Source organism: Hydrocarboniphaga sp. (genome assembly GCF_965279055.1).
In the GTDB taxonomy this organism is placed as follows: domain Bacteria; phylum Pseudomonadota; class Gammaproteobacteria; order Nevskiales; family Nevskiaceae; genus Hydrocarboniphaga.
In genome coordinates this window covers 3,969,292-3,996,249 of record NZ_OZ257125.1, presented here as the reverse complement: position 1 = coordinate 3,996,249, position 26,958 = coordinate 3,969,292, and the positions used below count along the sequence as shown (strand labels likewise).

The following is a 26,958-nucleotide window of genomic DNA, read 5'->3' as shown; positions in this document are numbered from 1 at the left end:
GCACGACGCTCCTTAATTGGCCGGGGCCAGCCGCGCCAGTCTCGCCGGCAACTGTTCGCTGCTGATGTAGATCGTGCTGTCACTGCCGGGCGCAAACGTGCCGGCTTCGATCTGCGGATAGTCCGGCAGGTCGACGCTGCGCGGTGCGCGCGACAGGGCTGCCATCCAGCTTTCGCCGGCCTGGCGAACGTAAAAATAACCGTTGAGCGGCGTGCCGACATAGGCGCGGTCGCCGGCGTCGTCGAAGTCCATCGCGGTGACCCAGTTGAACAAGTCGACGTTGCCGGCGTAGTCGACCGGCGCGCGTGGAATATTGATCGGCCCCAGCGCTTCCATCACGCCAGGCAGCGCCAGCAGCAAGGGCGCGTCCAGCGCAAAGCGGTACAAGCTCGGCGTCGCATCGCGCTTGGACAGGACATAGGCCATGTTGTCGGTCGCGTCGACGGCGAGCGCTTCGGCGTCGCGCGGACCGTCCGGGTAGAACTGCTGGTACACCGCGGCCGGCGTCGCGCTGAGCATCTGCACGCCGTCGCCTGTCGTCACCTCCGGCTCGGCGACCTTGTAATACGTGGTCAGCGGCCGGATCGCGCTGTTGTCGCCCATGTCGCCAATCAGCAGATAGCCGACCCCGTCCTGCTGGTAGCTGGCCAGATCTTCCCAGTCCAGGTTCAGCAGCGCACCCCTGATTTTCAGCGTCGCCACATGCCGGCCCTGCGTGGTGATCGCGTAGAGCTCGGTGTTGCCGCCGCTGTCGTTGAGCGTCCACAGCAGATCGTCGCGCCGCTGTGATCGGGCAAGGCCACTGCTTTCGTTGATCAGCGGGTCGTCGATCGTATATTCGGCGAGAACCGGAGCCGCCGGTGCATCGGCCTGGCCGTCGTCACTGCCGCCACCGCAGGCCGTCAGCTGCGAAATCAGCAAAGCGGCGAGCGTCAGCCGGTGCAGGCGGAAAAGAGACATTGTGAGCGGCAGGCAGTAGCGGGGCGCCGAGCCTATTGGTGATTCATTACCGGCTCATGATGGCGAGGAGCGCTGGGTTTAGCATGCGCTATACCCGATCGCCGGAGCCATGATGAGCCCCAAGCAGCCCGTTCAAATTGTCGTCGTCATGGGCGTGTCCGGCAGCGGCAAGTCCACGGTCGCCGGCGCGCTGGCGCAGCGCGAGCACTGGGCGTTCCAGGAAGGCGACGATCTGCATCCTCAGGCCAACCGCGACAGGATGCATCGCGGCATCGCGCTGACCGACGCCGATCGCGCGCCGTGGCTGGCGGCGCTGGAGCAGTGGATCGACGCGCGCGTAGCGACCGGCGAAAGCGGCGTGCTGACCTGCTCGGCCCTGAAGCGCGCGTATCGCGATCAGCTGGCGCATGGCCGGCCGCAGCTGAGCTTTGTCTATCTACGTGCCAGCGAGGCGCTGATCGCCGAGCGGCTGAAAAAGCGCAAGGATCATTTCATGTCGCCGGCGCTGCTGCACAGCCAGTTCGAGACGCTGGAACATCCGGGTGCGGACGAGCCGGTGATGATCGTCGATGTCGACAGCGTGACCGCGGATCAGACGGTGGCCAAGGTGATGGCAGCGCTTTAGGCGTTCCGTAGCGCGGTCGGATCCCTCGATACGCGGGCGCAGCCCGCTACTCGGGACGAACGGAGTGTGTCAAAAACCCATTAGTCCCGACAGGACGAACGCAGTGTGTGGAAAGCCCGTTCGTCCCGAGTAGCCCGCGCTTTTTGCGGGCGTATCGAGGGGCCGGATCGAACCTGGAAAATCTCAGCCGAAGCGAAACCCCGAGGTCGCGATCCCCCAGACTTTCTCGCCGAACACCCGCGTTGCGGCGTCGTCGCCGGCGGCACCGGCGACCACCATCAGCGGCAGCAGATGTTCTTCGCGCGGATGCGCGGCGCGAGCCGACGGCGCACGCTCCCATGCACTGAGCAGCGCATCGCGTTCGCTCGCATCGTGGCGCGTCAGCGCATCGACCAGCCAGTGGTCGAATGCGGCGGCATCGCGCTCGCCGGCGCCGCCGTAGCCGCGCATGTTGTGATAGCTGTAGCCGCTGCCGACGATCAGCACGCCCTCGTCGCGCAGCGGCGCGAGCGCGCGGCCGGCCTTGAGATGTTCGGCCGGGTTCAGCCCGGCTTTCAGCGACAGCTGCAGCACCGGCACGTCGGCTTGCGGATAGATCAGCTTGAACGGAATGAACACGCCGTGATCCCAGCCGCGCGTCGCGTCCTGCTGCGCGGCGAGGCCGGCGGCGCCGAGCAGGGAGCTGACGCGCTGCGCCAGTTCCGGCGCGCCCGGCGCCGCATATTGCAGCTGGTAGGTGTGCGGCGGAAAGCCGTGGTAGTCGTAGATCAGCGGCGGCTGCGCGGCCGCGGTGACGGTGAAGCTCGGCGCTTCCCAATGCGCGGAGACGACGATCACCGCCTTGGGTTTGACGCCGACATCCGCGCCGATGCCGCTGAGCCAGTCACCCAGGCCTTTCCAGGTATCGGGCGGATTCCAGTCCATGAAAAAGCAGGGGCCGCCGCCATGGGAGATGAAGTAGGCGGGCAGGCGCGGCGTGGTGTTGTTCATGGCGTGGCCGATGCGAAGGACATGGGCCGGACGATGGGGGCGATCAGTCCGGCGGCAAGGCCCGCAGGAAGTCGACGACGCTCTGGTTGAAGGCGTCGTTCTTGTCGCCGGCGACCATGTGGCCGGCGCCGGCCACGTCGGCGACCTGCAGCTGCGGCAGCAGTTTCCTGAACTCTTCGACGCCGTTCTGGCCGACGATGTCGCTTTCGGTGCCGCGCACCAGCAAGGTCGGCAGCTTCACGCCGCGACAGGCATCGATCATCTGCTGCGCCATCTGCGGCGGCTCCACGCGCTCTTTCGGCGCCAGCATGCGCGGGTCCCAGTGCCAGTGCAGACGGCCGTCGTCGCGCAGCCGCAGGTTCTTCATCAGGCCGCTGGCGTCCTTGGGCCGCTTGCGCGTCGGGTAATACTTGGACACCGCGTCGGCGGCTTCCTCCAGCGTCGCGAAGCCTTCGGGATTGGCATTCATGAAGTCGCCGATCTTCTTCGCGCCTTCCTGTTCCAGCTTCGGCACGATGTCGACCATGACCAGCGCGCTGGCGATCGGCGTGGGGCTGTTGCCGATCAGGTACAGCGCGGTGGCGCCGCCCATCGACGCGCCGACCAGCGCCGGTAGCCGCGGCAAGGTCGCGATCACCGCGCGCAGATCCGCGGCCAGCGCGTCGAAGGAATAATCCGGCTCCACCGGCCAGTCGCTGTCGCCATGGCCGCGCGCGTCCAGGCTGATCACGTAGAAGCCCTGCGCGATCAGCTCCTGCTGTGCGCGCCGCCAGGAATGCCGCGTCTGGCCGCCGCCGTGCAGCAGGATCACCGGCCGCGCCGCCGGGTGGCCGCCGACATCGCCGCAGACGCTGATGCCGCTGGCGGCGAAGCGCGTCGTGCGAATGGGGCTGCTGGCGCTGGGCATCGGCGGGTCTCGGTGGGATGAACCGCTATTGTAGGCGTGCCGCGCGCCTGAGCTTGAACTACTGTTGAGCGCATGCGGGCGGCGGGTAAAGCTGGCGTGGGGCCAGCGCGAAAGCAGGGGAGAGCATGTCGAGTCAGCCGTTGTTGCGACGGGCGGGGGCCTGTCCCATTGCCATCGTGGTTGCCGTGATCGGCGCGGCGCTGGCGCACGATGCCGTGGCGCAGGTCGAAGCCGAGGCGGTGCCGACGATCGCCGTGGCCGCCGAGGCCGCCGAGCCTGCGCCGGCGCGCGTCGAGGCGAGCGCCATCGAGCTGGAAGAAGTCGTCGTCACCGCGCAGAAGCGCGCACAGAGCTTGCAGAAAGTGCCGCTGTCGGTCGGCGTGGTCACTTCCGAGACGCTTGCGCAGAGCGGCAACTTCGACGCCAGCGCGCTGGAGAACTTCATCCCCAACGTCGAGATCGACATCGACCCGCAGGCGCCGGTGATCGGCATCCGCGGCTACGACACCGAGACCGACAACGTCGGTTTCGAGCCGGCGGTCGGCCTGGTGTTCGACGACCTCGCGCTGGGCCGCGCCGAGTTCATCCCCGACGGCATGTTCGACATGGACAAGGTCGAAGTGCTGCGCGGCCCGCAAGGCACCCTGTTCGGCAAGAACACCATCGCCGGCGTGATCAACTTCCACAGCGCCGAGCCCGAGCAGCAGCTCGAAGCCTCGCTGGCCCTGACCGGAGGCGACGATCCGCTGCAGCGTCGCGCCGAGGCGATGTTCAATGTGCCGCTGGGCGAGCACTACGCGGCGCGTGTCGCCGGCGTCTACTGGAACCGCGACGGCGATGTCGACAACAGCACGCTGAATCGCCGCGAAAACACGCTCGAGCAGCGCGCCGCGCGAGTCAAGCTCGACGCTGATCCGGGCGACAACTGGCATGTCGGCCTGGAGGGCCAGTATTCCGATCTGCAGGTCGATTACGCGCCCTGGCAGCTCGACTCGGCGAGCCCGGCGGCGCTGCGTTATGCGCAAGGCTACGATGCCAGCACCGAGGACGATCCGCTGGACGCGCACACCGCGTTCGGCACGCCCGGCTACGTCGATCGCTACTCGCATCTGGAGCGCGCCTTGGTCGACTACCAGCTCGGCGATTTCGCCGGCAGCCACGACGTCAAGCTGACCACGGTGCTCGGCCACGCCGCGTTCAACCTGGCGACGATCATCGACGCCGACGTCAGCGCGGCCGATCTGATCAACACCGATTTCCGCGTCGACTACCAGCAGGACTCGGTCGAGTTCCGCCCCAGCGGCGTCGCCGACTCGCTGTTCGGCCTGGCCGGCGAAGTCGAATGGACCCTGGGCCTGTACGCCTTTCATTCCAAGCTCGAAAGCCATCTGGACGCGATCGCCGGCGACAACCTGATCGACTTCGCGCTCAGCGACGCCGGGCTGGAAGCGCTGGGCGCGCCGGACCTCGGCGCGCTCGGCCCGATCATTGATGCGATCCCGAACCTGCCCGGCGTGCCGATCAACGACAAGCTGCTGCGCGGCTTCTGGCAGGACACCAGGAGCTACGCGGTGTTTGGCCAGATGAACTGGTCGCTGACCGAAAAGCTGTCGGCGATCCTCGGCGCGCGCTTCGGCCTCGATGAGAAAAAGGCCGACTTCGACGCCGAGCGTGTCGGCGTCGGCCTGGTCGCGCTGGTGGTCGGCGCGACGCCGTTCCAGACTACGAAAAAGCGCACAGAAACCGACGTGTCGCCCAAGCTCGGCCTGCAGTACCAGTGGCGGCCGGAGCTGATGAGCTTCGCCACCTACACCGGCGGCTTCAAGGGCGGCGGCTTCAATGCCACCGCGGCCGACGACAGCAACCTGCAGTTCGAGCCCGAGCGTGCCAGCAGCTTCGAAGCCGGCTTCAAGTCGCGCTGGTTCGACAAGCGCATCACCTTCAACGTGTCGGCGTATCGCACCGACATCGACAACCTGCAGACCGTCGACTTCGACGGCGTCACCTACCAGACTTCGAACGCGGCGAAGGCGCGCCTGCAGGGTATTGAAATCGAATCGCTGTGGCGGCCCGAAGCGCGCTGGTTCAACCTGGCCGCCTCGGTCGCGTTCTCGAAAGCCGAGTACGTGAAATATCGCAATGCACCGGCGGCCGGCGACGATACCAGCGGCGCCGACACGCAGGATCTGAGCGGCCGCACGCTGGCGAATGCGCCGACCATCACCGGTACGCTGTCGCCGACCCTGATCGTCGCATTGCCGTGGAAAACCAGCGCGCGCTTCGGCGTCGACCTCTCGTATCGCGGCGACTCGTATTCGGCGGTGGATCTGGACGAGCACAGTTACCAGGGCGCCTATACCCTGCTCGGCGCGCACCTGCTGTTCGGCGACGAGGCCGGCCATTGGAGCTTCGTCGTCAACGGCAACAACCTGACCGACAAGCGCACGCTCGACCTGGTGTTCGACAACAGCGTTTATGCGGACACGTATACGGCGCAGCAGAGTCCGCTGCGCAGTGTCTCGGCGACCTTGAAAGTGAATTTCTTCTAAGGTCTTTTGTAGGAGCGGGCTTGCCCGCGATGGTGACCTTCGCCGTCGCGGGCAAGCCCGCTCCTACAGGAGCGGAGTTCTAAGCCCGCTGCCCCAGCCAGACCCCCGTCGCCGCCAGCGCGAATCCGGCCGCATCGCGCAGGCCGAAATGCACGCCGAGGATCAGCGCCGCCAGCACCGCCGTCGTCGGCGGCACCAGGTAGAACAGGCTCGCGACCTTGCCGGATGCGCCTCGCGCCAGCAGCGACAGCATCAGCAGCAGGCCGATGCAGGAATTCATCACGATCGCCCAGCTCAGGCCGGCAATCGCGATCGGCGACCAATGCAGGCGAAAGCCGTCGACCAGCCATGCCGCCGGCGCCAGGATCAGCATCGCGCTGAGCAGCTGCGCGAGCAGCGATAGCAGCGGATCGATGCCGCTGACGAACCGCTTCTGGTACAGCGTGCCGCCGGACAGCGACAGCAGCGCCAGCAGCATCAGGCCGTAGCCCAGCGTGCTGGCCGGCTGCGCCAGCGCCGGCGCGATCACCAGCAGCACGCCGGCCAGGCCGACGACCAGGCCGACGATCGCCGAGGCCCGCAGTTTTTCGCGCAGAAAAAACGCGCCGCCGAGGCTGGTGGTCAACGGCATCAGGCCGGTGATCAGGCCCGCGGCCGCGGCCGGCAATCCGGAGCGCAGCGCCGCATAGGTGAAGCCGAAGAAGCCGGCCTGCAGCAGCGCGCCGGCGACCGCCGCGTGCATCAGTGTGCGCGTCGCCGGCCGTGTCGCACCGCGGATCAGCAGCGCCAGCGCGATCAGCAGCGCCGACCCGAAGAAGCGCAGGCAGGCCAGCGTGTACGGGCCCATGCCGTGCAGCGCCGCGGGTGCGGCGATGTAGCCGGTGCTCCAGATGAAAACGAAAGCCAGCCCGGCGAGCGTGTCGGAGTGTGGCCTGGCCGAAGTGGACGCGGAAGTCATCCGCGATTTTCGCAAACTTCGGCGTGTGAGGATGAAGCTGGTTGCGGTTGAATCCGGCGACGCCTCCCGTTCGTCCCGAGTAGCGGGCTTTGCCCGCGTACCGAGGGACCCGACCGCGATCCGGTCCCTCGATGCGCCGCTTTGCGGCTACTCGGGACGAACGGAGTAGGTTTCGCTCCTTACGAGATCAATTCGCTGCCACCGTCAGATCCGGCTGCGAGGCATCCGCCGGCTGCGATTCCGGCGGCGATTCCGGCTGCGGCAGCAGCGGCTTGATCGAGTCGCGCAGCTGCTTGCGCAGGTCCTGGCCCAGTTCGCGCAGCGCGGCGTTGCCCTGCGCGGCGATCCAGCTGCCGACGCCGCTGGCGGCGCGCGTGCTCATGCTGTCGGCGGCCTGCGAGCCGAAGCTGGCGCACAGCAGCGCGGCGGCAACGAGCGGGCGGAAGGTCTTCAGCGAGGTCTGGATGTTCTGGTTCATGGCGTTCTCCGGTGGACTACGCAGCGGATATTGCGAGCCGCGTGCCATCCCCGGAAAATATCGCAAGCTGCTGTATTGATAAAAAAAGTTATCGAATCACCGGCTTGTGCGAAGTGTCCGCGGACACTCTGGCCGCATGCCGGCGTCCGCCGCTGGTGGCCGCGGACGCTGCCGCTGGTCGCGCATTTGCGTAACCTGCCCGCGATCACGATCCGCCAGCCGCGCATGTCCGACGAAGCCAGCCCCCGCAGCGCCAGCAGCAAGGAACCCGACCTCGGCGGCCGCCGCATCGCGGTACCGGAGACGCGCGAGCTCGACGTGTTCAGCGCGCTGCTCGAACGCCGCGGTGCCCAGGTACTGCGTTGCCCGCTGGTGGCGATCCGCGACGCGCCCGATCCGCTGCCGGTGCTGGCCTGGATCCGTGCGTTCAACGCCGGCGCCTGCGACGACCTGGTCCTGCTGACCGGCGAAGGCCTGCGCCGCCTGCTGGCCTGCGCGCAGCGCGCCGACGCGGCGCTGCATGCGGACTTCGTCGCGCGGCTGGCGCAGGTGCGCAAGATCACGCGCGGGCCCAAGCCCGGCCGCGCACTGCGCGAGATCGGCCTGCGCGCCGACATCGAGGCCGCGGCGCCGACCACCGCCGGCGTGATCCAGACCTTGTCGACACTCGATCTGCAAGGCCGCAGGGTCGGCGTGCAGCTCTATGGCAGCGAGCCGAACCTGCCCTTGCAGCAGGCGCTGATCGCGGCGGGCGCGAGCCTGTCGCTGGTGTCGCCCTATGTCTACGCGGATGCCGCCGACCTCGACGCGGTGATCGCGCTGATCGACGAACTCGCCGCCGGCCGCGTGCACGCGATCGCGTTCACCAGCATGGCCCAGGTCGACCGGCTGTATCGCGTCGCCGGCGACAGCGGTCGCGACACGGCGCTGCAGCAGGGACTGGCGCGCACCGTCGTCGCCGCGGTCGGCCCGGTGGTCGCCGAGGCGCTGGCGGCGCGCGGCGTCGCGGTGCAGGCGATGCCGGCCGGTGATTTCTTCATGAAGCCGCTGATGCGCGCGCTCGGCGAGGCTTTGCGCGTATCGAAGTGACTCACGGCGGGTCGCGAGCCGCCGCTTTCCAGTGTGGCGCTATATTCCGGACACAAGCAGAGGAGCCAAAAAAATGACCGACACCCGCAAGCTGATCTTCTTCCATTCGCCGAACACGCGTTCCACCGGCGTGCGCATCCTGCTCGAAGAACTGAAAGCCGATCACGAGCTGCGCGTGATCAACATGAAGGCCGGCGCTCAGCGCCAGGCGGACTACCTGGCGATCAATCCTATGGGCAAGGTGCCGGCGATCCTGCATGGCGACGCGCTGGTCACCGAGCAGGCGGCGATCTACCAGTACCTGGCCGACGCGTTCCCGCAGGCCGGCCTGGCGCCGGCGATAGGCGATGCGCTGCGCGGGCCGTTCCTGCGCTGGTTCGCGTATTACGGATCGAGCTTCGAGCCGGCCGTGGTCGATCGCGCGCTGAAGCGCGAGCCGGCGCCGACCGGCATGTGCCCCTACGGCGATTTCGACACGATGCTCAATACTTTCCTCGGCCAGCTCGGCAAGGGCGATTATTTTCTCGGCGAGCGATTCACCGCGATCGACGTGCTCTGGGGCTGCGCGCTGAAATGGATGGTCGGCTTCAAGCTGATTCCGGAAAATCCGCTGGTGCTGCAATACGTCGAGCGCATTTACGCGCGGCCGGCGTTCGTTAAAGTGACGCAACTCGAGAACGAACTCTCGGCTTCGCTGCCGGCGGCATAGCGACACGCAGGTCCTGACAAACGCGGCATCACGCTCTGGGGAGAGATCATGCAGATCGCGGCAAACATCATGGTGGCGCTGGTCGCGCTGCTGCATTTTTATTTTCTGATTCTCGAAATGTTCCTGTGGGACAAGCCGCGCGGCCGCCGCGTCTTCGGCACCACGCAGGAGTTCGCCACCGCGTCCAAGGCGCTGGCCGCGAACCAGGGCCTGTACAACGGCTTTCTGGTCGCCGGCCTGATCTGGGGGCTGCTGCTCGGTGATGCCGGCGTGCCGGTGCAAGTGTTCTTTCTCGGCTGCGTGATCGTCGCCGGTGCCTACGGCGCGCTGACCGTGAATCGCAAGATCCTGTTCGTTCAGGCGCTGCCGGCCGTGGTCGCGCTGGGCCTGGTGCTGGGCTCGTCATGAAGAAGCTCACGATTCTGTTCGTCGCGTTGATCCTGATCGGCTCGGCGGCGCTGACCTGGACGTTCACGCCGCTGACTTTGCCGGTGGCAGCGCTCGCCGACACGACGCTACCGGCCGCGACGCCGCCTGCGGAAATGAGCCTCAGCGCGCTGCCCACCGGCAGCATGGAGTCCAGCGCCGGCTTCGCCTTTCGCGGCGGCGATTTTCTCGAGAAGCGCGAGTTCTCGATGACGGCGGTGTTGATCCACCATCCGCGCGGCGACCTGCTGTTCGATACCGGGTTTTCACGCGATGTCGAGGCGCATCAGAAGACCATGCCGCTGCTGATGCGCATCGCCAGCAAGATCAGCAGGAGGCAGTCCGTCGCCGAGCAACTGGCTGCGCAGCACTACGATCTGAAGCAGCTCAAGGTGGTGCTGACGCATGCACACTGGGATCACGTCAGCGGTCTCGCCGATCTGCCCGGCGTGCCGGTGCTGATCGACGCCGACGAGCAGCAGTTCATCGCCAGCGCCGCGCCGATGGCCGCCCTGGCGCACAGCTTCGGCGCGCTGCCGCTCGAGCCCTACGCTTTTGAAGGCGGGCCTTACCTGGGCTTCGCCCGCAGCCACGATGTCTGGGGCGACGGTTCGATCGTGCTGGTGCCGGCGCCGGGGCATACGCCGGGCTCGATCATCGCGTTCGTCACGCTGCCCTCGGGCAAGCGCTACGCGCTGCTCGGCGATCTGGTCTGGCAGACCGAGGGCATCGCGATCCCGACCGAGCGTCCATGGCTGCTGCGCAAGATGGTCGATGCGGATTCGGCCGAGGTGCGGGCCGGCATCGGCCAGATCGCCGCGATCCATCAGCGCTTTCCGCAGATCGTGCTGCTGCCGGCGCACGACAGCCGTGCCTATGCGAAGTTGCCGGTATTCCCGGCGACGAGCAACTAGGTTGTGCGAGAGTCGCGGGCAAGCCCGCTCCTACAACGGCGGCTCCTGTAGGAGCGGGCTTGCCCGCGACCAGAAGCTTCAACGCGCCTTGCGGAACGTCAGGTTGTAACGCATCCGACCGGTCGCCGGATGCTCGCCATCCGCCAGCGGCGCGACGCCGTGATACACCAGCCGCGAGGCGCCGCCCCAGACGACCACATCGCCATGCGCCAGCCGGATGCGCCGTGCGCGATCGGCGCGCGCATGGCCGCCCCATAGAAACGTCGCCGGCAGGCCCAGCGAAATCGACACGATCGGCGCGCTCAGATCGCCTTCGTCGAAGTCGCGATGCAGCGACATGCGCGCCCCGGGTTCGTAGAAATTGCACAGGCAGGCATCGGGCGCAAACTGCGCATAGCCGGCGCTGTCGGCGGCCGCGCGCGCCAGGCTCATCATCGTCGGGCCGATCTCCGGCCAGGGCTGGCCGGACTGCGGATCGCAGGCCTCGTAGCGATAGCCGCGCGTGTCGCTGACCCAGCCCAGGCTGCCGGCATTGGTCATCGCCACCGACATGCGCTTGCCGCCGGGTACGAGCAGATGGCGCGGCGCCGCCGCGCTGGCGATGCCGGCGATTTCCGCGAGAACCGCCTCGGCCGGGTCGCGCGCGAAACCGCGCAGCACCCAGGCGCCGTCGCTCAGCGCGACGCGAGCGCCGTGATCTTCGCCATCGAACAGGTCCAGCGCCGGCTTCAGCGGGGCGGGTGATGCCGTGCGGCTCACAGGCCGTGTTGTTCCAGCAGCAGGCGGCCGAGTTCGGTGACCACGTGGGTGTGACCCCAGCCGTGCATCAGCAGGCCTTTTTTCTCCAGCCGCGCCAGGGTTTCGATCGGCGCGGCTTCCGTGCGCTCATCACTCGCATAGCGCGACAACCACTGCATATCGACTTCGGTCAGGTCTTCGTTCATGCGGATTTCCGGTGACGGACAGTGGCGCATGATCGCATGCAGCAGGACGCATGCGGTGTTCAGCCGAAGCAAAGGCTTTATGCGGAAACTGGCAGCCGGCTCAATGGCGAGCGACGGAAATCTGATGAGAAAGCTGAACTGCGACGTGGCCGTGATCGGCGCCGGCACCGCGGGCCTGGCCGCGCATGGCGCGGCACAGCGCGCCGGCGCCGACACCTTGCTGATCGAATCCGGCCCGCCCGGCACCACGTGCGCACGCGTCGGCTGCATGCCGTCCAAGTTGCTGATTGCCGCGGCCGATCTCGCGCATTGCTGCGGCAATGCCAGCGTGTTCGGCATTCAAACCGCGCCGATGCGAGTCGACGGCCGCGCGGTGATGACACGGCTGCGGGCCGAGCGTCATCACTTCGTCCGCAGCGTGCTGAAAAGCTACGAGGCGATTCCGCAGGCGCAGCGCTTGTCCGGCCACGCGCGCTTTCTCGACAGACAGACCTTGGCGGTTGGCGACCACACCCGCATCCAGGCCAAGGCCATCGTCATCGCCACCGGTGCGCATAGCGACGTGCCCGCGATGTTCGACGCGGTGCGCGATCGCGTTCTGACCAACGACCATCTTTTCGAGCTGACCACGTTGCCGACTTCGGTCGCCGTCGTCGGCGCCGGGCCGCTGGGTCTGGAACTCGGACAGGCGCTGCATCGCCTCGGCGCGCGCACCACGATCTTCGACCAGGGCCACGCGGTCGGCGGCCTGCAGAACGACGACATGAACGCGGTCGCGGCGAAGCTGTTTGCCGAATCACTGAATCTGAAACTCGGCGTCGAGCTCAGCGTCGAGCGCGAACACGGCGGCCTGCGTGTGCACTGGCAATCGCCGGCCGACAGCGGCTCGGCTTATTTCGATCACGTGCTCGTCGCCGCCGGCAGGCCGCCGAACCTGCAGGCGCTGGATCTGCAGCACGCCGGCATCGGGCTCGACGAAAAAGGCAGGCCCGAGTTCGATCCCACGACGATGCGTTGCGGCGACAGCGCGATCTTCATCGCCGGCGACTGTGATCACTCGCGGCCCCTGCTGCACGAGGCGGCCGACGACGGTGCCATCGCCGGCCACAACGCTGCTTCGTATCCGCTGGTGAAGCCGCATGCGCGACGCGTGGCGATGGCGGTGACGTTCAGCGATCCGCAGATCGCCGTGATCGGCGATGTGAAGAGAGCCAATCGTCGCACCGGCAGGATCGATTTCGCCGACCAGGGCCGGGCTCGGGTGATGAACGCCCATCGCGGGCTGTTGCAGGTCTACGGCGATCCCGACAGCGGCCGCGTGATCGGCGCCGAAATGATCGGCCCGGCGGCCGAGCATATCGGCCATCTGCTGGCGTGGTCGGTGCAGCAGAAACTCACGGCGCGTTCGCTGCTGGCCATGCCGTTTTATCACCCGACGCTCGAAGAAGGCCTGCGCACGGCGCTGCGCGATCTGTGCTCGCAGATGAACGTATTGCCGGCTACGGCTGCCGACGAACTGGAATCGGTTTGAACTCTCGCACTCAGCGTGGTCAAAACTCACGAACGCGGCAGGACGCCGCGCTCCACCACAACGCAGGAGTCAAGTCATGGACGACACCGTCAAGATTCTGAACAAGCTGATCGAAACCTCGGAAGATGGACTCAAAGGTTTCAACGAGGCGGCCGAAAGGGCCACCGAGCCGCAGCTCAAGCAGGTATTCGCCGATCGCGCTCAGAGCTGCAGTCAGAGCGTGCGCGAGCTGCAGACCCTGGTTACCGCACTCGGCGGTGAGCCCGAGACGTCCGGCAGTGTCGCCGGCGCCGCGCATCGCGGCTGGGTCAAGGTGAAGACTGCGGTCAGCGACAACAACATCGCGGTGCTCGAGGAAGTCGAGCGCGGAGAAGATCACGCCAAGGCCAGCTACACCAAGGCGCTGAAGTCCGAACTGCCGCCGCAGGTACGCCAGGTCGTGGAAAAGCAGTTCCAGGGCGTGGTCGCCAACCACGATCGGATCCGTGATCTGCGCAACCAGTATCGCGCCGCAGCATGATGTACCAGCCCTCTCCCCTTGAGGGAGAGGGCGGCCCGAAGGGCCGGGAGAGGGGTTGTCGCTGCGATGGCGCGACCCCTCTCCCGTCGCTGCGCGACACCCTCTCCCGCAAGGGGAGAGGGTTTTCAATTCACGGAATCCAGTTCCAGATATCCGGCTGCGTGTCGAGCCAGTCGTGGGCGGCTTTCTTGCCGTCGTGGTCGGTATTGCCGATCGCGTACACGGCGTCGAACTCGTTGGTGTCGGTCTTCAGCGTGTAATGCTGCTTGGCCGCCTCGTCCTTCAGAAACTGGATGTAATCGCCGATGTTGGCGTCGTAGGCCTCGACCGCTTCCGCGGTGTTGTGCTCGATCTGCAGCGCCCGCGTGCGGTGGCTCGGCAGGTGAATCGTGATGATCGCATTCGCCATGTCTGAATTCCTTGTCCCTGGGTTGGTTATGACGATTGTGCGCCCGCTTCGTTCCCTTAGCGCAGCGTCGTACTCTCGACCGCGACGGTCAGTTCGCCATTGCCTATCCAGATCGTCTGCTCCTGGATCGAGCAATTGAGATTCATGTTGCGCGCGGCCAGCGTCGTGATCGCGGTATCGCCGGACACGCCGAGGCGCCGCACCTGCAGGTTCTTCGCGCGCGCCAGCTTGCCTTCGGCGCCGGCCCACCACTGCGTCGCGCCGCCGCCGTAGTTGTAGACCGTGACCTGCCGCGCGCGGCCGCAGGCCTTGATCAACTCGCGCTCGTCGGGCTGGCCCAGGGCGATCCATTCCTCGATCAGTCCGGTCAGGTCGTGCCGCCACAGGTCGGGTTCGTCCGGGTCGCTCAGGCCCTTGCCGAATGCGAGCAACTCGTGCGCGTGCAGCGCGAACGCGACGATGCGCAGCATCATGCGCTCGTCGGTTTCCGACGGGTGCCGCGCCAGCGTCAGGGCATAGTCGGCGTAGTGCCCGCGGTCCATGTCGGCGACCGCGAGCTGCGCCTTGAAGATGGTTGCCTTCAGCGCCATCGCAGCTCCCTCAGGCGGCCGCCTTGTCCTTCTTCACTTTCTTGCCGCCGTTCAGATCACGCGTGTTGAGCCACTTGGCGTAATCGTCGAGATCGCCTTCGAACGGCACGCAGCGGCCGTCGGCGACCAGCCACAGGGTGTCGCAGGTGCTGGTCAGCAGATGGCGATCATGCGAGACCACGATCACCGCGCCGGCATACGACATCAGCGCGGTTTCGAGCGCGTGGCGCATGTCCAAGTCCAAGTGATTGGTCGGCTCGTCGAGCAGCAGCAGATTCGGGTTCTGATACACCACCATCGCCAGTGCCAGGCGCGCCTTTTCGCCGCCGGAGAACGGGCCCACCGGCTCGTAGACGCGATCGCCCTTGAAGTTGAAGCCGCCGAGAAAACCGCGCAGTTCCTGCTCGCTGATTTTCGGATCGATGCGGCGGAAATGCAGGATCGGCGAGGCGTCCGCGTCCAGTGTCTCGGTGGTGTGCTGGGCGAAATAGCCGACGCGCAGATGCTTGTCGCGCATCAGATCGCCGGACAGCGCCGGAATCGCGCCGGCGATGGTCTGCACCAGGGTCGACTTGCCGGCGCCGTTCTGGCCGAGCAGGCCGATGCGCTCGCCAGGCGCGACCAGCACGCGCAGCTTTTCGAGAATCACCTTGTCGCCCTGATCCGTCTGGTATCCGGCGACGACGTCGTCGAAGCGCACCAGCGGCGAGGGCAGGCGATCCGGCTCCGGAAACTCGAAGCTGAACTCGCTGTCCGCATGCACCGCCGACACCAGCTCCATGCGCTCCAGCGCCTTGATGCGGCTCTGCGCCTGTGAGGCTTTTGCAGCCGAGGCGCGGAAGCGGTTGATGAACTTCTGCAGATGCGCGACCTGCTTCTGCTGCTTGGCGAACGCGCCGGCCTGCAAGGTCAGGCGCTCGGCGCGCTGGCGCTCGAACGAACTGTAGTTGCCGGTGTACAGCGTCGCCTTCTGGCTTTCCAGATGCAGCGTATGCGTGGTCACCGCGTCGAGGAATTCGCGATCGTGCGAAATCACCATCAACAGGCCCGGATACGACGCCAGCCAGCCCTGCAGCCAGATCACCGCGTCCAGATCCAGGTGATTGGTCGGCTCGTCCAGCAGCAGCACGTCGGAGCGGCACATCAGCGCGCGCGCCAGGTTCAAACGCATGCGCCAGCCGCCGGAGAAATCCGCCACCGGCCGCTGCTGCGCCTCCTGGCTGAACGACAGGCCATGCAGCAGCGACGCGGCCCGGGCACGCGCCGCGTAGCCGCCGATCATGCCGAGGCGCTCGTGAATCTCGCAGATCGCCTCGATGTCTTCCTTGGCCTCGGCCTTGACCAGCCGGCGTTCCAGTTCGCGCAGCTCGACGTCGCCGTCGAGCGCGAATTCGATCGCCAGGTCCGGCAGCGCCGGCGTCTCCTGCGCGGCCGTGGCCACGGCGACGTTCTTCAGCGACGACATCTCGCCCTTGTCCGGCGCCAGCTGGCCGAGAATCGCGGCGAACAGCGTCGACTTGCCGGTGCCGTTACGGCCGATCAGGCCGACGTGCCAGCCGGCATGGATCGAGAACGAAGCGTCTTCGAGAAGCGCGCGCGGGCCGCGGCGCAGGGTGAGGCGGGAGGCGGAGATCATCCGCTAGTTTACCGGGGTGGGGCGGGGTTGGCCTGAGTATTTAGTCAGACGGTTGTGGTTTTTCTGTCCAGGCCCCCACGATCGGCGACTTTCAAGGGCACCTGGTACCGCGAAGTGTCCGAACCTGTAGGAGCGGACCCTGTCCGCGACTGAGGCCGCGACCGCACAGTCGCGGATGGGATCCGCTCCTGCACCGGCAGAGCTTCGCTTTTGACTTGCCGAAGTAAGGCCCGGCCGTCGCAAAAAAGCGAGCCGCTGCAACTCAGGCCTGCGTGCCGCCGACGGTAATGCTGTCGATCTTCAGCGTCGGCTGGCCGACGCCGACTGGCACGCTCTGGCCTTCCTTGCCGCAGACGCCGACGCCGCCGTCGAGCTTGAGGTCGGTGCCGACCATCGACACCGCGCGCATCGCTTCCGGGCCGTTGCCGATCAAGGTCGCGCCCTTCACCGGCCGCGTGATCTTGCCGTTCTCGATCAGGTAGGCCTCGCTCGCGGAGAACACGAAGTTGCCCGAGGTGATGTCGACCTGGCCGCCGCCGAAATTGACCGCATACAGGCCTTTTTCGACGCTCTTGATGATCTCTTGCGGATCGTGCGGGCCGGCCAGCATGTAGGTGTTGGTCATGCGCGGCATCACCAGGCTGGCGAAGGATTCGCGGCGGCCGTTGCCGGTGGATTCCACGCCCATCAGCCGCGCGTTCAGCGTGTCCTGCAGATAGCCCTTGAGCACGCCGTTTTCGATCAGCGTGGTGCAACGCGTCGGCGTGCCTTCGTCGTCCAGATTCAGCGAGCCGCGGCGCCCCTGCAGCGTGCCGTCGTCGACGATGGTGCACAGATCGCTCGCCACCTTCTGGCCGACGCGGCCGGAATACGCGGAGGAACCCTTGCGATTGAAATCGCCTTCCAGGCCGTGGCCGACCGCCTCGTGCAACAGCACGCCGGGCCAGCCCGGGCCGAGCACCACGGGCATGTTGCCGGCCGGCGCGGCGACCGCGTCGAGCAGCGCGAGCGCCTGGCGCACGGCTTCGCGTGCGTATTCTTCCGGGTGCTGCAGCTGAGCGAAATAGTCCAGCGCGCTGCGGCCGCCGCCGCCGACATGTGCCTGCTCGCGACGGCCGTTCTGCTCGACGATCACGGTCACGTCCATGCGGATCAGCGGGCGCACGTCGGCGGCGAGACGGCCGTCGGTGCTGGCCATCACCACCACTTCGTAATTCATCGCCAGCGCGCACATCACCTGCTTGACGCGCGGATCGGCAGCGCGCGCGGCGACGTCGGCGCGTCGCAGCAGCTGCAGCTTCTCCGGCGTCGGCAGCGTGTCCAGCGGATTGATCGCCGGATACAGCGCCAGGCCGCGGCTTTCCGTAAGCCGCTGCGCCGGGTGATGGCTGCCGTGATCGACGATCGCACGCGCCGCGGTGGCGGCGTCTTCGAGCGCATCCAGCCGCAGCTCCTCGGTGTAGGCCAGGCCCTGGCGATCACCGGAAACCGCGCGCACGCCGACGCCCTGTTCGACGTTGTGGCTGCCGCTTTTGACGATGCCTTCTTCAAGCGACCAGTGCTCGCTCTTGCTGAACTGGAAGTACAGGTCGGCCGCGTCGATGCCGGGTTTCATCAGGCCGTCGAGCACCCGGTCGAGCCGCGCCTCATCCAGTTCGGCGGGGTTCAGCAGGGTGGCGCGGGCGACGTCGAGGGCAGTGCTCATGAGGGCTCGGGTTTTATTGCGAATAGTCAGTATGGGGGCGTGGGCCGCGACGCCAAGTGTCGTCGCCCGGGTGCAAGCCGGGATGACGCGCGCTCGATACCCCGGGTTTCACCCGGGCTACAGGCGCCGATGCTTCAGCGCGGGCAGGCTGGCGCGCACCTGGCGCAGGCGATCGAAGTCCAGATCCGCCAGCACCACGCCGGGCGTGTCATCAAGGCGCTCGCCGAGCACCACGCCCCAGGGATCGATGATCATCGAATGGCCCCAGGTCTGGCGGCCGGTGGCGTGCGTGCCGCACTGGCCGGGCGCGAGCACGAAGCACTGGTTTTCGATCGCGCGGGCGCGCAGCAGCGGCTCCCAATGCGCTTCACCGGTCTGCTGGGTGAACGCGGCCGGGATACACAGCATTTCGGCGCCGCGCTGCGCCAGCGCGCGGAACAGCTCAGGGAAGCGCAGGTCGTAGCAGACCGAGAGGCCCAGCGCGCCGACCGCGGTCGGCACCACCACGTAGGCCGGCTCGCCGGCGGCGATGGTATTGGATTCTCGGTAGTGCTCGATCCGGTCGCCGCGATCGACGTCGACATCGAACAAATGGATCTTGTCGTAGCGCGCGATGCGCCGGCCGGCGGCGCTGTAGACCAGCGACGCGGCATACACGCGCGAATCGTCGCTGGGCACCGCCACCGGCACGGTGCCGGCGATCACGCTGATGCCGAGCTCGCGCGCGGTCTGAGCCAGAAAGTCCTGGATCGGCCCGCCGCCGTCGGATTCGGCCAGCGCCAGCTTGTCGGTTTCGCGCTTGCCCATGAACGCGAAGTTCTCGGGCAGCGCGGCGAGCTTGGCGCCGCCGGCCGCGGCCGCGCCCTGCCAGTGGCGCGCGGCGGCGAGGTTTTCGGCGAGATCCGCCGTGCTGTTGAGCTGGATGGCTGCGACGATCGTCATGCCGGTGGCGAGCTCCTGGTGTGGCGGTACCGATGGTCGCGCGGCCCGGGCTGGGCCGCCGCCGCGCTCATCTTCTCACGCGGCGGTCACCGGCGGAGCCGGGCATAAGGAGCCGCGGTACGGCACCAGCTGGTGCGCGATCCGGTGCAGCCAGTTTTCCAGCGTGAACACCTGGTCCGGTATCACCAGCAGCGCGACCAGCGCCACCGCCAGCAGGATGCTGCCGGCCAGTAGGTACGGCGGCCGCACGCGGCCTCGATACAGCGCCGCGAACACCGCCACCGAGGCACCGCCGATGACCAGGCCGACGATGACTTCGTTCGGCGAGTGCGCCTCGACGACGACGCGCGAATAGCCGATCAGCAGCACCCACAGCGCGATGCCGACGCGGAACAGGTTGGCGCGCAGGCTGCGGCTGCCGGACATCGCGATCACGGTGAAGCCGCCATAGGCGATCGCCGAAAACGCGGTGTGGCCGCTGGGGCTGTGCACGCCGTGAAGATGCAGGCCGCAGAGCTGCAGATAGATCTTCGCCAGCCCGGTCACGATGCCGACCCCGGCGACGCAGCCGCACCATAGCAACGCTTCGCGCCAGCCGACCGCGCGCCACAGCCAGGCGGCGACCAGCAGCGAAAAAGGCGCCAGCAGCACGGTGGCGCCGAAGTGCGTCACCAGCATCATCAAATCGGTCACGGGGTTCCCATTAAAAGTGAGGCATCAATCCGCGCGCTTCACCTGCGGATTGTCCCAGCTGCCGGTCACGCGATAGGCCAGCTGGGTGACCTGGTCGAGCGGCTTGTCCAGCACTTCCTGGGCCACCAGCGCGATCACCGCGACCGCCGGCCCGCCGAGCAGCAGCGCGCCCAGGGTGACGCCGCCGGAGACGCCCGGGTAGACCTTGATGCGCTGATCGTAGTCGCGCGCGGCCAGGCCGATGCGGCCGCGCACTTCGATCTTCAGCGACGGCGAGTCGATGTTCAGGTCGTCGGTGGTGGCATTGCCGTTGGCCGCGTTGAAGCTGCCGTGCACATGATCGAAGCCCAGGCCCTTGGAGACCACGTCGCGGAAATCCAGCGTCAGCCGGCGTGGCAGCGCAAACACGTTGAGCAGGCCGAGCGCGCGGCCGGCGCCGGGCTCCACCGCGCTGAAGCTGCCGGCTTCCATGTCCAGGTTGATCCGTCCCTGCGCCTGCGCCAGGTCGATCCCGGTCGCCGACAGTGGCCAGTTCATCGCACCCTTGAAGTGGCCGCGCTGCGCGTTGACGTTGCGCGCGTAGCCGAAGCCTTCCAGCAGATCGCCGACGGTCTTGGTGTCCAGATCGAACGTCAGCACCGCGGTCGACACGCCGTTGCGGCGCAGCCATTCGCCGCTGCCCTTGAGTTCGGTGTCGGCACCGGTGGCGCTGAGCTGGGTCAGGCGCTGGCCGCCGGCGATACGCTCGCTGTTGACGCGCACATGGCCCAGATGCGCCTCGCCGAGCTGCAGCTGGTCGGCGTCGATATCCAGTGCCGGCATCCTCGACGGATCGATCACCTCGGCGTGCTGGCTGTCGGCGACTTCGCCCGCCGCGGCCGTATCGGCCGCGACCTTGGGCCGCGGTATCACGTTGAGCTTTCTGAAGCGCGCCACCAGGGTCGCGTTCGCGGCGGTCGAGCCGCCGGCCTGCGTGCCCGGCTGCACCTGCCAGTCCACCGTGCCTTCGGCATTGTCGCCGGCCAGGGTCGAGGACCAGCCGCCGTTGGCCGCGGGGCGGTAGCCGAGCTGCACGCCGCCGACGCTGTAGCCTTGATAGTGCAGGCGATCGGCATGCAGGCTGATCGCCTGCAGCCGCAGGCCGTCGGCCGCACCGCCGCTCTGCACGCCTTCGGGCCGGGTCAGCGCCGCGGCCTGCAGATCGGCCTGCTCGCTGCCGCGTCGCAGGGTCGCGATCCAGTCGCCGAGGTCGAATTCGGCGACCGAGCCTTCGACGTAGACGCCGTTGTCGACCGGCGTCGGAATGTGCGCCGAGCCCAGATGCACCAGCACGCGCTGCGCCTGCAGGCCTTCGCTGCCTTTGTGTGCGAGCAGCACGCCGGCGCCGAGGCGGTCGCCATAGGCGACGGTGATGGACAGCGGCGCGCTGTCGGCGGCGCCGGGTTCGGCGGCCGGTGCCGGCGTGTTGGTAGTGCCACCGCCGACCCGCACGGCCAGCGCCAGGCTTTCATCGGCGGCCTTGCCCAGCGGCACCGGCGCGTCGACGGCGACGCCGCGCAGATCGCTGCTGACCAGCAGGCCGTCGGAGGCCGGGCCGAGCACAACCTCGGCGCGGAAGTGGCTGCCGCCGCTCAGATACGGCCGCAGGAACGCCGGCACGTAGCGCGACAGGCCGGCGCCGTCGCTCTGCAGCGCGTAATCCAGATCGGCGGTCAGGCGGGTGTTGCCGCCCTCCATCGGCGTCAGCGCCGCGGTCGCCGGCACGCCGTAGAACGTGCCGGTCACGTCCTGCGCGCTGGCGCCGGTGGTGGTGAACGCGATCTCGCCGCCGAGCTCGCGGAACGGCTCGTCCAGGCCCTGGTAGAGCAGCTCAGCGCCCTTGAGCCGCACCGTGCCGTTGACCTCGGTGTGCTGGGCGTCGTGCAGCGGAATCGACAGCTTCACCGCGACCGAGGCGTTGCCGCTGGCCTGGGTGCGGTTGAGCAGGCCGGACAGGCGCCGGGCCAGCGGCGAGGCGCGCAGGAAGTCGTAGTAGCGCGAGGCTTCGCCGTCGACTTCGCCGTCGATGCTCAGCACCGCGTCCTTGAAATCGGCAATGCTCGCGACCAGGTGTTCGACACGGTTGCCCGAGAGCCTGCCGCTGTCGCTGGTGATGCTCAGGCCATTGGCCAGGAACTGCAGCCGCGCCGCCACCTGCTCGGCGGCCGGCCAGTCCGGTGCGTAGGCGAGCTTGGCGTCGGCCACGTCCAGATCCAGCTGGAATTTGCCTTGTTGGCCGTCGCCGTCCTTGAACGGGAACTTCGCCAGCTCGCCTTCCAGCGCCAGCTTGCCCTGCGACACGCGGCCGTTGACGATCGCGCGCTGCAGCCAGTCGTGCAGGTTCTGCGACCAGGTCACCGGCATGTAGGGCTTGAGCCGGGTCACGTCCTTGGCAGTGAACGTGGCGCCGAGCCTGATCACCGGCGAGGTGTCGGGCTGGGTCGGCAGCAGCAGCTTCAGATCGCCCTGGCCCTGGGTGCCTTCGAGCTGCCATGAGAACGAGGGCATGTTGATCTGCCAGCCCTGCGTGTCGTGGGTCCAGTCCAGCGCGCCGTCGAGCCGGTCGAAGACCACGGCCTGCGCGAACACTTTCGACGCGCGCAGCTCGAAAGGTTCGGCCGACACCGCGAGCCGGCCGCCGGCCTCGGTCGCCGAGATCTCGCCTTTCAGGCCGGAAAAACCCGGGTGGTCGTCGCCGCCGTTGAAGCCCAGGCCGTCGAGCTCGGCACGCAGCGAATAGCTTGCCGCTGCGCCCTTGGCGAGCCGGCCGCGGCCGACCAGGTTGCGCAGCTCGCCGGAAACCCCGGCCAGGCGCGCGGTCGAGGGATCGTCGGCGAGCATCATCCACGGCGCCAGATCCTGCAGCCGCAGAAAATCGGCGTCGGCCTGGACCTCGCTGCCGCCCTCGACCAGCGGCGTCCACTGCAGCCGCAGCCGCGTCGCCGGCCAGGCGCCGGAGGCGCCGCTGAGTTTCATCCGCGGCACTTCCAGCGACCAGCTGCGGCCATTGCGCCGTGCCTGCGCGACGAGTTCGATGTCCTTGAGCTCCGCGAGCTTCTGGCCGCGCCGCGCCGCGATACGGCTGGCCTCCAGTTGCACATCGGCGCCGTCGACCACGCCCTGTTCGATCGCGCCGCTGATGCTCAGGTCGGCGTTGACCAGCCTGAGCTGCGGATGGCCGGGCAGGCGCGCCTCCAGCCATGGCAGCCGCGCCAGATTGTCCAGCGCCAGGCTCCATCGGCCCTGCCAGGTTTCGGGCTTGTCGAGGTCGCCCTTGATGCGGCCTTCGAACTCGGCGCTCTCGCCCATGAAGCGGGGCAGCTCGACACTGGCGTCGAACGAGGCGCCGCCGATGCGGCGCCTGGCCTCGGCCTGCAGCAGATGGAATTTCGGCGTGCCGCCGGTGAGCCGCGCGTCGTCCAGCGTGATCGTGCAGTCCTCGAGCCGGATCACGTCGAATCGGCCGACATCGCGGCGCCAGTCGTGCTGGGCCTTGGCCTTGCCGGCGGTATCCAGGCCGTGCACGTGCACCTGATTGTCGAGATCGATGTCGACCACGACCTGCAGGCCGCCCAGTTCGATCTGGCTGGGAAAGGTGTCGCCGCGCAGCAGCCGCATCAGGCCGAAGCCGATGCGCAGCCGGTCCGCCGACAGCGCCGGGGTTTCGCCGTCGTCGGCGTAGAGCACGATGTCGTCGAGTTCGAGCTGCGGCCGCAGGCGATACCAGACCAGCGCAACCCCGCCGATATCGATCGGCCGGTCGGCGACTCTCGACACGTAATCCGACAACTGCTCGCGATAGCCGGGCAGCGCCAGTACGGCGAGCTGGAACAGGCCACTGATCACCGCGGCGAGCACGACCAGCGACGCGAGCGCGGTCACGCACACGGTCCACCAGCGGCGTTTCACCCGTTCCATTTTCTAGTGGAGACCCGCGAAGACGAAGTAGTTCAACAAGCAATGAAACACGGCGGCGCCGGCACGCAGATGAATGCGAAAATCCGTTCGTTCCGTACGCCCGTCATGTCAGCGGCGTAGCGAGGGATCACAGCGGCACGACGTCGAAGTTCTCCTGGTGATAGGCGGGCTCGGCCTGCGTGCGGATCGGGCGGTTCAGCGCGGCCTCGAGTTCGGCCAGCCCCAGCGGCTGGTTTTCGTTGAGACGCTGCACCACGTTCGGCGCCGCCAGCACCAGGAAGGCCTTGGCCTCGAACTGGCGCGCGGCGCGCTGCACTTCGCGGGCGATCTCGTGACAAACCGTTTCAATGGTCTTGACCGCGCCGCGCCCTTCGCAGGTGGCGCAGGGCTCGCACAGAATGTGCCCGAGCGATTCGCGGGTGCGCTTGCGCGTCATTTCCACCAGGCCGAGCGCGGAGAAATCGTAGACCTGGGTGCGCGCCGGATCGCGCTTCAATTCCTTCTCCAGCGAACGCAGCACCTGCGCCCGATGATCCTCGTTCTTCATGTCGATGAAGTCGAGAATGATGATGCCGCCGAGGTTGCGCAGCCGCAGCTGGCGCGCGATCGCCTGGCTGGCCTCGAGGTTGGTCTTGAGGATGGTTTCCTCGAGATTGCGATTGCCGACGAAGGCCCCGGTGTTGACGTCGATGGTCGTCATCGCCTCGGTCTGGTCGATCACCAGATGGCCGCCGGATTTCAGATCGACCTTGCGTGCCAGCGCGCGCTCGATGTCGTCCTCGACGCCGAACAGATCGAAGATCGGCGCCTGCCCGTGATACAGCTCGACCAGCTGCGCCGCGTGTGGCACGAAGTCACGCGCGAACTGCTGCAGGCGCTCGAACTCGGCGGCGTTGTCGATGCGCACGCGTTCCACGTTCGTGCCGAGCAGGTCGCGCAGGATGCGCATCGACAACGGCAGATCGCCATGGACCAGCGTGCCGGGGCCGGCGGTGCGCGCGGTCGCGCTGATCGAGGCCCACAGCCGCAGCAGGAACTCCAGATCGCGCGCCAGCGCGTCCTCGTCGGCGCCTTCGGCCGCGGTGCGCGCGATCACGCCGAACTGCGGGCACTGGCCCTGCTGGACGCGCGACACCGCGTCCTTGAGCCGCATGCGCTCGGCTTCTTCCTCGATGCGCGCCGACACGCCGCTGTGCGGCTCGTAGGGCAGCAGCACCAGGTAGCGCGACGGGATCGACAGCAGCGTCGACAGGCGCGCGCCCTTGCTGCCGAGCGGGTCTTTCAGGATCTGCACCATCACGTCCTGGCCTTCGCGCAGCAGCTGGCCGATCGGCGGCTGCGGCGGCGGCTCGCCGTTGGCGCCGGGCTGCGCCGGAATCATGTCGGCGACATGCAGGAACGCGGTGCGCTCCAGGCCGATCTCGACGAACGCCGCCTGCATGCCCGGCAGCACGCGCTGTACGCGGCCCTTGTAGATGTTGCCGACCAGGCCGTGGCGCGACGCGCGCTGCACGTGAATCTCCTGCGCGGCGGCGCCCTCGACCAGCGCGACGCGCGTTTCCTGCGGGCCGATGTTGACCAGGATCTCGGTGCTCATGCGCGCCGCTCCGGCCGTATGCCGAGGCGCGTCAGCAGCTCGCAGGTCTCCAGCAGCGGCAGACCGACGACGCCGGTGTAACTGCCGCGGATTTCGCGCACCCAGCGCGCGGCGCCGCCCTGAATCGCATAGGCACCGGCCTTGTCGGCGGGCTCGCCGCCGTTCCAGTAGGCGAGCGCGTCGTCGCGACTGACCGCGCCGAAATGCACCTCGGTGACGCTCAGCGCCTGCAGGGTTTGGCTGCCGGCGACGATCGCTACCGCCGAACACACCTGGTGACTGCGGTCGGACAGGCTCGCCAGCATGGCCAGCGCGTCGTCGCGATCGGCCGGCTTGCCGAGAATGCGGCCGTCGACCGATACATCGGTGTCGGCACCGATCACCGGCAGCGCCTGTTCGGCGCGGGCCGCGGCGGCCTGCGCCTTGCTCAGCGCCATGCGCGTGGCGAACGCGGCGGGCGCCTCGGCCGGCAGCGGGGTTTCGTCGACGTCCGCCGGCAGGCAGTCGAAGCGGTAGCCGAGCGCGCGCAGCATCTCCACGCGTCTAGGCGAGCGCGAGGCGAGATAGAACTGGGGGGCGGCACTGCGGGAGGAGGCAAGCATCGCGCAACTATCGCATGCACCCGGAAAACCGGGCAAAGCCGTCGAAGCGGTGATAGGCGCCCGCTCGCGCAGCCGCGGCCAGACACGACCACATTCGCGGCCCGGTGCCGCAGCGGACCGCCGGGCGCCACGCCGGCGCCGAGCCGCTGCCGGGGCTGCAGCGCCGGCGCGCCGCCTCTCAGACTGTCGCCGGCGTCAATCCAGCCGCAGATTCAGCCGGAGTGCAGCGCGCGGAACAGGAAGGCGCGCGCCTTCTGCCATTCGCGCTTGACCGTGGCCGGCGACAGTTCCAGCAGCTCGGCGACTTCCTCGATCCCCAGGCCGGCGAAGTAGCGCAGCTCCACCACCTGGTGGCAGCGCTCGTCGATCTGCTTGAGCTGCTGCAGCGCCGCGTCCAGCGCCTCGATGTCGAGCTGCTCCTCGGCCTGGCCGGCCTGCAGGCTGGTCAGCAGGGTCACCTGCACCTGGTCGCCGCCGCGCTTGCTGGCGCCGCGGCGTCGCGCCTCGTCGACGATGATGCTGCGCATGATCGTCGCCGCGTAGGCGTAGAAGCTGCGGCGGTCGCCTTCCTGCAGCTGCGCGCCCGGGCCCAGGCGCAGGTAGGTTTCGTGGACCAGGCCGGAGGCGTCGAGGTTGGTGAACGTGGACTCGCGGGCCAGCTTGGCGCGCGCCAGGGCGCACAACTCGGTGTAGACCCGCTCGAACAGCTGATTGCGCGCCTGGCTCTGGCCCAGGCGGACCTGGTCGAGCAGCTCGGTGATTTCGCCCATCGTCCCTGACCCCCGTGCTTCTCCGGTGCAAGCGATCGATCATAGCGATGCCGCGAGCCGCTTGGGAATGAGATACTGCGGCCCTTCCTTTGCTGGACCCGACCCGCATGCGCACGCTGAGCCCCACCGATTTCCAGGCCCTGGTCGCCAGCGGCGCCGTGCTGCTCGACGTGCGCCTGCCCGAGGAGCTGGCGATCGCCGCGCTGCCGGGGCCGCAGGTCAACATTCCGCTGAATGATTTGCCCGATCGCGTCGGCGAGTTAAACCCAAACCAGCCGATCGCCGTCTTATGCCATCACGGCGTCCGCAGCGAGCGGGCGGCGCGCTTTCTGGAACGCAGCGGTTTCACCGATGTCTCCCATCTGGCCGGCGGCATCGACGCCTGGTCGCTGGAACTCGACGAGAGCCTGCCGCGGTACTGATCTGCGGAAGCGTCGCGACGCTAGAGGCCTGTGGG

At 67.8% G+C, this 26,958-nt stretch carries 26 protein-coding genes; 9 read left to right on the top strand and 17 right to left on the bottom strand.

Going from position 1 to position 26,958, the window contains the following annotated elements; all coding sequences use genetic code 11:
* Positions 1–12: 12 nt before the first annotated feature.
* Positions 13–960 (bottom strand): hypothetical protein, encoded by a 948-nt coding sequence (locus tag ACQZF9_RS17995; RefSeq protein WP_428310339.1) that lies wholly within the window; start codon positions 958–960, stop codon positions 13–15.
* 112 nt (positions 961–1,072) lie between these two features.
* Here ACQZF9_RS17995 and ACQZF9_RS17990 point away from each other — a divergent pair, with 112 nt between their 5' ends.
* Positions 1,073–1,585, top strand: a complete 513-nt coding sequence (locus ACQZF9_RS17990) for a gluconokinase (RefSeq protein ID WP_428310338.1) — start codon at positions 1,073–1,075, stop codon at positions 1,583–1,585.
* Between the two features lie 183 nt (positions 1,586–1,768).
* Here ACQZF9_RS17990 and ACQZF9_RS17985 read toward each other — a convergent pair whose 3' ends face one another.
* Complete coding sequence (locus ACQZF9_RS17985; RefSeq protein WP_428310337.1) at positions 1,769–2,575, bottom strand: DODA-type extradiol aromatic ring-opening family dioxygenase; 807 nt, start codon at positions 2,573–2,575, stop codon at positions 1,769–1,771.
* A 43-nt stretch (positions 2,576–2,618) separates the two neighbouring features.
* Positions 2,619–3,482, bottom strand: a complete 864-nt coding sequence (locus tag ACQZF9_RS17980) for an alpha/beta fold hydrolase (RefSeq protein WP_428310336.1) — start codon at positions 3,480–3,482, stop codon at positions 2,619–2,621.
* A gap of 176 nt (positions 3,483–3,658) precedes the next feature.
* Here ACQZF9_RS17980 and ACQZF9_RS17975 point away from each other — a divergent pair, with 176 nt between their 5' ends.
* A complete protein-coding gene (locus ACQZF9_RS17975) occupies positions 3,659–6,031 on the top strand; it encodes a TonB-dependent receptor (protein ID WP_428310335.1) in 2,373 nt (790 codons plus the stop codon).
* A gap of 79 nt (positions 6,032–6,110) precedes the next feature.
* On the opposite strand, the gene ACQZF9_RS17970 is transcribed toward ACQZF9_RS17975, so the two are convergent.
* Positions 6,111–6,989, bottom strand: a complete 879-nt coding sequence (locus tag ACQZF9_RS17970) for a DMT family transporter (RefSeq protein ID WP_428310334.1) — start codon at positions 6,987–6,989, stop codon at positions 6,111–6,113.
* 187 nt (positions 6,990–7,176) lie between these two features.
* Positions 7,177–7,467, bottom strand: coding sequence for a hypothetical protein (locus tag ACQZF9_RS17965; RefSeq protein WP_428310333.1), 291 nt, complete (start codon positions 7,465–7,467; stop codon positions 7,177–7,179).
* Between the two features lie 225 nt (positions 7,468–7,692).
* On the opposite strand from ACQZF9_RS17965, the gene ACQZF9_RS17960 reads away from it, so the two are divergent.
* From ACQZF9_RS17960 to ACQZF9_RS17945, 4 genes are all read left to right on the top strand, one after another.
* Positions 7,693–8,556, top strand: coding sequence for a uroporphyrinogen-III synthase (locus ACQZF9_RS17960; RefSeq protein ID WP_428313455.1), 864 nt, complete (start codon positions 7,693–7,695; stop codon positions 8,554–8,556).
* 73 nt (positions 8,557–8,629) lie between these two features.
* Complete coding sequence (locus tag ACQZF9_RS17955; RefSeq protein WP_428310332.1) at positions 8,630–9,265, top strand: glutathione S-transferase family protein; 636 nt, start codon at positions 8,630–8,632, stop codon at positions 9,263–9,265.
* A 48-nt stretch (positions 9,266–9,313) separates the two neighbouring features.
* Entirely contained in the window at positions 9,314–9,673 is a 360-nt protein-coding gene (locus ACQZF9_RS17950) for a DUF1304 domain-containing protein (RefSeq protein ID WP_428310331.1), read from the top strand.
* The gene (locus ACQZF9_RS17945) at positions 9,670–10,605 is read left to right on the top strand and encodes an MBL fold metallo-hydrolase (RefSeq protein ID WP_428310330.1); all 936 of its coding nucleotides are present in this window, start codon (positions 9,670–9,672) and stop codon (positions 10,603–10,605) included. The genes ACQZF9_RS17950 and ACQZF9_RS17945 overlap by 4 nt, the downstream gene beginning before the upstream one ends.
* 78 nt (positions 10,606–10,683) lie before the next feature.
* Here ACQZF9_RS17945 and alkB read toward each other — a convergent pair whose 3' ends face one another.
* Both alkB and ACQZF9_RS17935 read right to left on the bottom strand, forming a co-directional pair.
* A complete protein-coding gene (gene alkB, locus ACQZF9_RS17940) occupies positions 10,684–11,325 on the bottom strand; it encodes a DNA oxidative demethylase AlkB (RefSeq protein WP_428313454.1) in 642 nt (213 codons plus the stop codon).
* A gap of 35 nt (positions 11,326–11,360) precedes the next feature.
* Positions 11,361–11,549, bottom strand: a complete 189-nt coding sequence (locus tag ACQZF9_RS17935) for a hypothetical protein (protein WP_428310329.1) — start codon at positions 11,547–11,549, stop codon at positions 11,361–11,363.
* 124 nt (positions 11,550–11,673) lie between these two features.
* On the opposite strand from ACQZF9_RS17935, the gene ACQZF9_RS17930 reads away from it, so the two are divergent.
* Positions 11,674–13,080 (top strand): dihydrolipoyl dehydrogenase, encoded by a 1,407-nt coding sequence (locus tag ACQZF9_RS17930; protein ID WP_428310328.1) that lies wholly within the window; start codon positions 11,674–11,676, stop codon positions 13,078–13,080.
* Positions 13,081–13,156: 76 nt separating this feature from the next.
* Positions 13,157–13,600, top strand: a complete 444-nt coding sequence (locus ACQZF9_RS17925) for a PA2169 family four-helix-bundle protein (RefSeq protein ID WP_428310327.1) — start codon at positions 13,157–13,159, stop codon at positions 13,598–13,600.
* A gap of 130 nt (positions 13,601–13,730) precedes the next feature.
* Here ACQZF9_RS17925 and ACQZF9_RS17920 read toward each other — a convergent pair whose 3' ends face one another.
* The 10 genes from ACQZF9_RS17920 to ACQZF9_RS17875 form a co-directional block, all read right to left on the bottom strand.
* Positions 13,731–14,009 carry a hypothetical protein gene (locus ACQZF9_RS17920; RefSeq protein ID WP_428310326.1) on the bottom strand — a complete coding sequence of 93 codons (279 nt, stop codon included), beginning with the start codon at positions 14,007–14,009 and terminating at the stop codon, positions 13,731–13,733.
* Between the two features lie 56 nt (positions 14,010–14,065).
* Positions 14,066–14,599, bottom strand: coding sequence for a YaeQ family protein (locus ACQZF9_RS17915; RefSeq protein WP_428310325.1), 534 nt, complete (start codon positions 14,597–14,599; stop codon positions 14,066–14,068).
* Between the two features lie 10 nt (positions 14,600–14,609).
* Positions 14,610–16,235, bottom strand: a complete 1,626-nt coding sequence (locus ACQZF9_RS17910; protein WP_428310324.1) for an ABC-F family ATP-binding cassette domain-containing protein — start codon at positions 16,233–16,235, stop codon at positions 14,610–14,612.
* 262 nt (positions 16,236–16,497) lie between these two features.
* Positions 16,498–17,940, bottom strand: coding sequence for a metalloprotease TldD (gene tldD, locus ACQZF9_RS17905; protein ID WP_428310323.1), 1,443 nt, complete (start codon positions 17,938–17,940; stop codon positions 16,498–16,500).
* Positions 17,941–18,057: 117 nt separating this feature from the next.
* Positions 18,058–18,882, bottom strand: a complete 825-nt coding sequence (locus ACQZF9_RS17900) for a carbon-nitrogen hydrolase family protein (RefSeq protein ID WP_428310322.1) — start codon at positions 18,880–18,882, stop codon at positions 18,058–18,060.
* A 75-nt stretch (positions 18,883–18,957) separates the two neighbouring features.
* A complete protein-coding gene (locus ACQZF9_RS17895) occupies positions 18,958–19,575 on the bottom strand; it encodes a phosphatase PAP2 family protein (protein WP_428310321.1) in 618 nt (205 codons plus the stop codon).
* 24 nt (positions 19,576–19,599) lie between these two features.
* Positions 19,600–23,523, bottom strand: coding sequence for a YhdP family protein (locus ACQZF9_RS17890; protein ID WP_428310320.1), 3,924 nt, complete (start codon positions 23,521–23,523; stop codon positions 19,600–19,602).
* Between the two features lie 136 nt (positions 23,524–23,659).
* Positions 23,660–25,129 carry a ribonuclease G gene (gene rng / locus ACQZF9_RS17885; protein WP_428310319.1) on the bottom strand — a complete coding sequence of 490 codons (1,470 nt, stop codon included), beginning with the start codon at positions 25,127–25,129 and terminating at the stop codon, positions 23,660–23,662.
* Positions 25,126–25,662 (bottom strand): Maf family protein, encoded by a 537-nt coding sequence (locus ACQZF9_RS17880; protein WP_428310318.1) that lies wholly within the window; start codon positions 25,660–25,662, stop codon positions 25,126–25,128. The genes rng and ACQZF9_RS17880 overlap by 4 nt, the downstream gene beginning before the upstream one ends.
* Positions 25,663–25,943: 281 nt before the next feature.
* Positions 25,944–26,501, bottom strand: a complete 558-nt coding sequence (locus tag ACQZF9_RS17875) for an ECF-type sigma factor (RefSeq protein ID WP_428310317.1) — start codon at positions 26,499–26,501, stop codon at positions 25,944–25,946.
* Positions 26,502–26,608: 107 nt separating this feature from the next.
* Between ACQZF9_RS17875 and ACQZF9_RS17870 the strand changes: the two genes are divergently transcribed.
* Complete coding sequence (locus ACQZF9_RS17870; RefSeq protein WP_428310316.1) at positions 26,609–26,923, top strand: rhodanese-like domain-containing protein; 315 nt, start codon at positions 26,609–26,611, stop codon at positions 26,921–26,923.
* Positions 26,924–26,958: the final 35 nt, after the last annotated feature.

Excerpts from the sequence above, each read along its gene's own strand:
- ACQZF9_RS17925 (WP_428310327.1), top strand. The coding sequence starts at position 13,157 with ATGGACGACACCGTCAAGATTCTGAACAAGCTGATCGAAACCTCGGAA.
- ACQZF9_RS17985 (WP_428310337.1), bottom strand. The coding sequence starts at position 2,575 with ATGAACAACACCACGCCGCGCCTGCCCGCCTACTTCATCTCCCATGGC.
- rng (WP_428310319.1), bottom strand. The coding sequence starts at position 25,129 with ATGAGCACCGAGATCCTGGTCAACATCGGCCCGCAGGAAACGCGCGTC.
- ACQZF9_RS17875 (WP_428310317.1), bottom strand. The coding sequence starts at position 26,501 with ATGGGCGAAATCACCGAGCTGCTCGACCAGGTCCGCCTGGGCCAGAGC.
- ACQZF9_RS17980 (WP_428310336.1), bottom strand. The coding sequence starts at position 3,482 with ATGCCCAGCGCCAGCAGCCCCATTCGCACGACGCGCTTCGCCGCCAGC.
- ACQZF9_RS17880 (WP_428310318.1), bottom strand. The coding sequence starts at position 25,662 with ATGCTGCGCGCGCTCGGCTACCGCTTCGACTGCCTGCCGGCGGACGTC.
- ACQZF9_RS17870 (WP_428310316.1), top strand. The coding sequence starts at position 26,609 with ATGCGCACGCTGAGCCCCACCGATTTCCAGGCCCTGGTCGCCAGCGGC.
- ACQZF9_RS17915 (WP_428310325.1), bottom strand. The coding sequence starts at position 14,599 with ATGGCGCTGAAGGCAACCATCTTCAAGGCGCAGCTCGCGGTCGCCGAC.
- ACQZF9_RS17920 (WP_428310326.1), bottom strand. The coding sequence starts at position 14,009 with ATGGCGAATGCGATCATCACGATTCACCTGCCGAGCCACCGCACGCGG.
- ACQZF9_RS17950 (WP_428310331.1), top strand. The coding sequence starts at position 9,314 with ATGCAGATCGCGGCAAACATCATGGTGGCGCTGGTCGCGCTGCTGCAT.
- ACQZF9_RS17935 (WP_428310329.1), bottom strand. The coding sequence starts at position 11,549 with ATGAACGAAGACCTGACCGAAGTCGATATGCAGTGGTTGTCGCGCTAT.
- ACQZF9_RS17900 (WP_428310322.1), bottom strand. The coding sequence starts at position 18,882 with ATGACGATCGTCGCAGCCATCCAGCTCAACAGCACGGCGGATCTCGCC.
- ACQZF9_RS17965 (WP_428310333.1), bottom strand. The coding sequence starts at position 7,467 with ATGAACCAGAACATCCAGACCTCGCTGAAGACCTTCCGCCCGCTCGTT.
- ACQZF9_RS17960 (WP_428313455.1), top strand. The coding sequence starts at position 7,693 with ATGTCCGACGAAGCCAGCCCCCGCAGCGCCAGCAGCAAGGAACCCGAC.
- ACQZF9_RS17995 (WP_428310339.1), bottom strand. The coding sequence starts at position 960 with ATGTCTCTTTTCCGCCTGCACCGGCTGACGCTCGCCGCTTTGCTGATT.
- ACQZF9_RS17955 (WP_428310332.1), top strand. The coding sequence starts at position 8,630 with ATGACCGACACCCGCAAGCTGATCTTCTTCCATTCGCCGAACACGCGT.
- ACQZF9_RS17930 (WP_428310328.1), top strand. The coding sequence starts at position 11,674 with ATGAGAAAGCTGAACTGCGACGTGGCCGTGATCGGCGCCGGCACCGCG.
- ACQZF9_RS17970 (WP_428310334.1), bottom strand. The coding sequence starts at position 6,989 with ATGACTTCCGCGTCCACTTCGGCCAGGCCACACTCCGACACGCTCGCC.
- ACQZF9_RS17945 (WP_428310330.1), top strand. The coding sequence starts at position 9,670 with ATGAAGAAGCTCACGATTCTGTTCGTCGCGTTGATCCTGATCGGCTCG.
- tldD (WP_428310323.1), bottom strand. The coding sequence starts at position 17,940 with ATGAGCACTGCCCTCGACGTCGCCCGCGCCACCCTGCTGAACCCCGCC.
- ACQZF9_RS17990 (WP_428310338.1), top strand. The coding sequence starts at position 1,073 with ATGAGCCCCAAGCAGCCCGTTCAAATTGTCGTCGTCATGGGCGTGTCC.
- ACQZF9_RS17910 (WP_428310324.1), bottom strand. The coding sequence starts at position 16,235 with ATGATCTCCGCCTCCCGCCTCACCCTGCGCCGCGGCCCGCGCGCGCTT.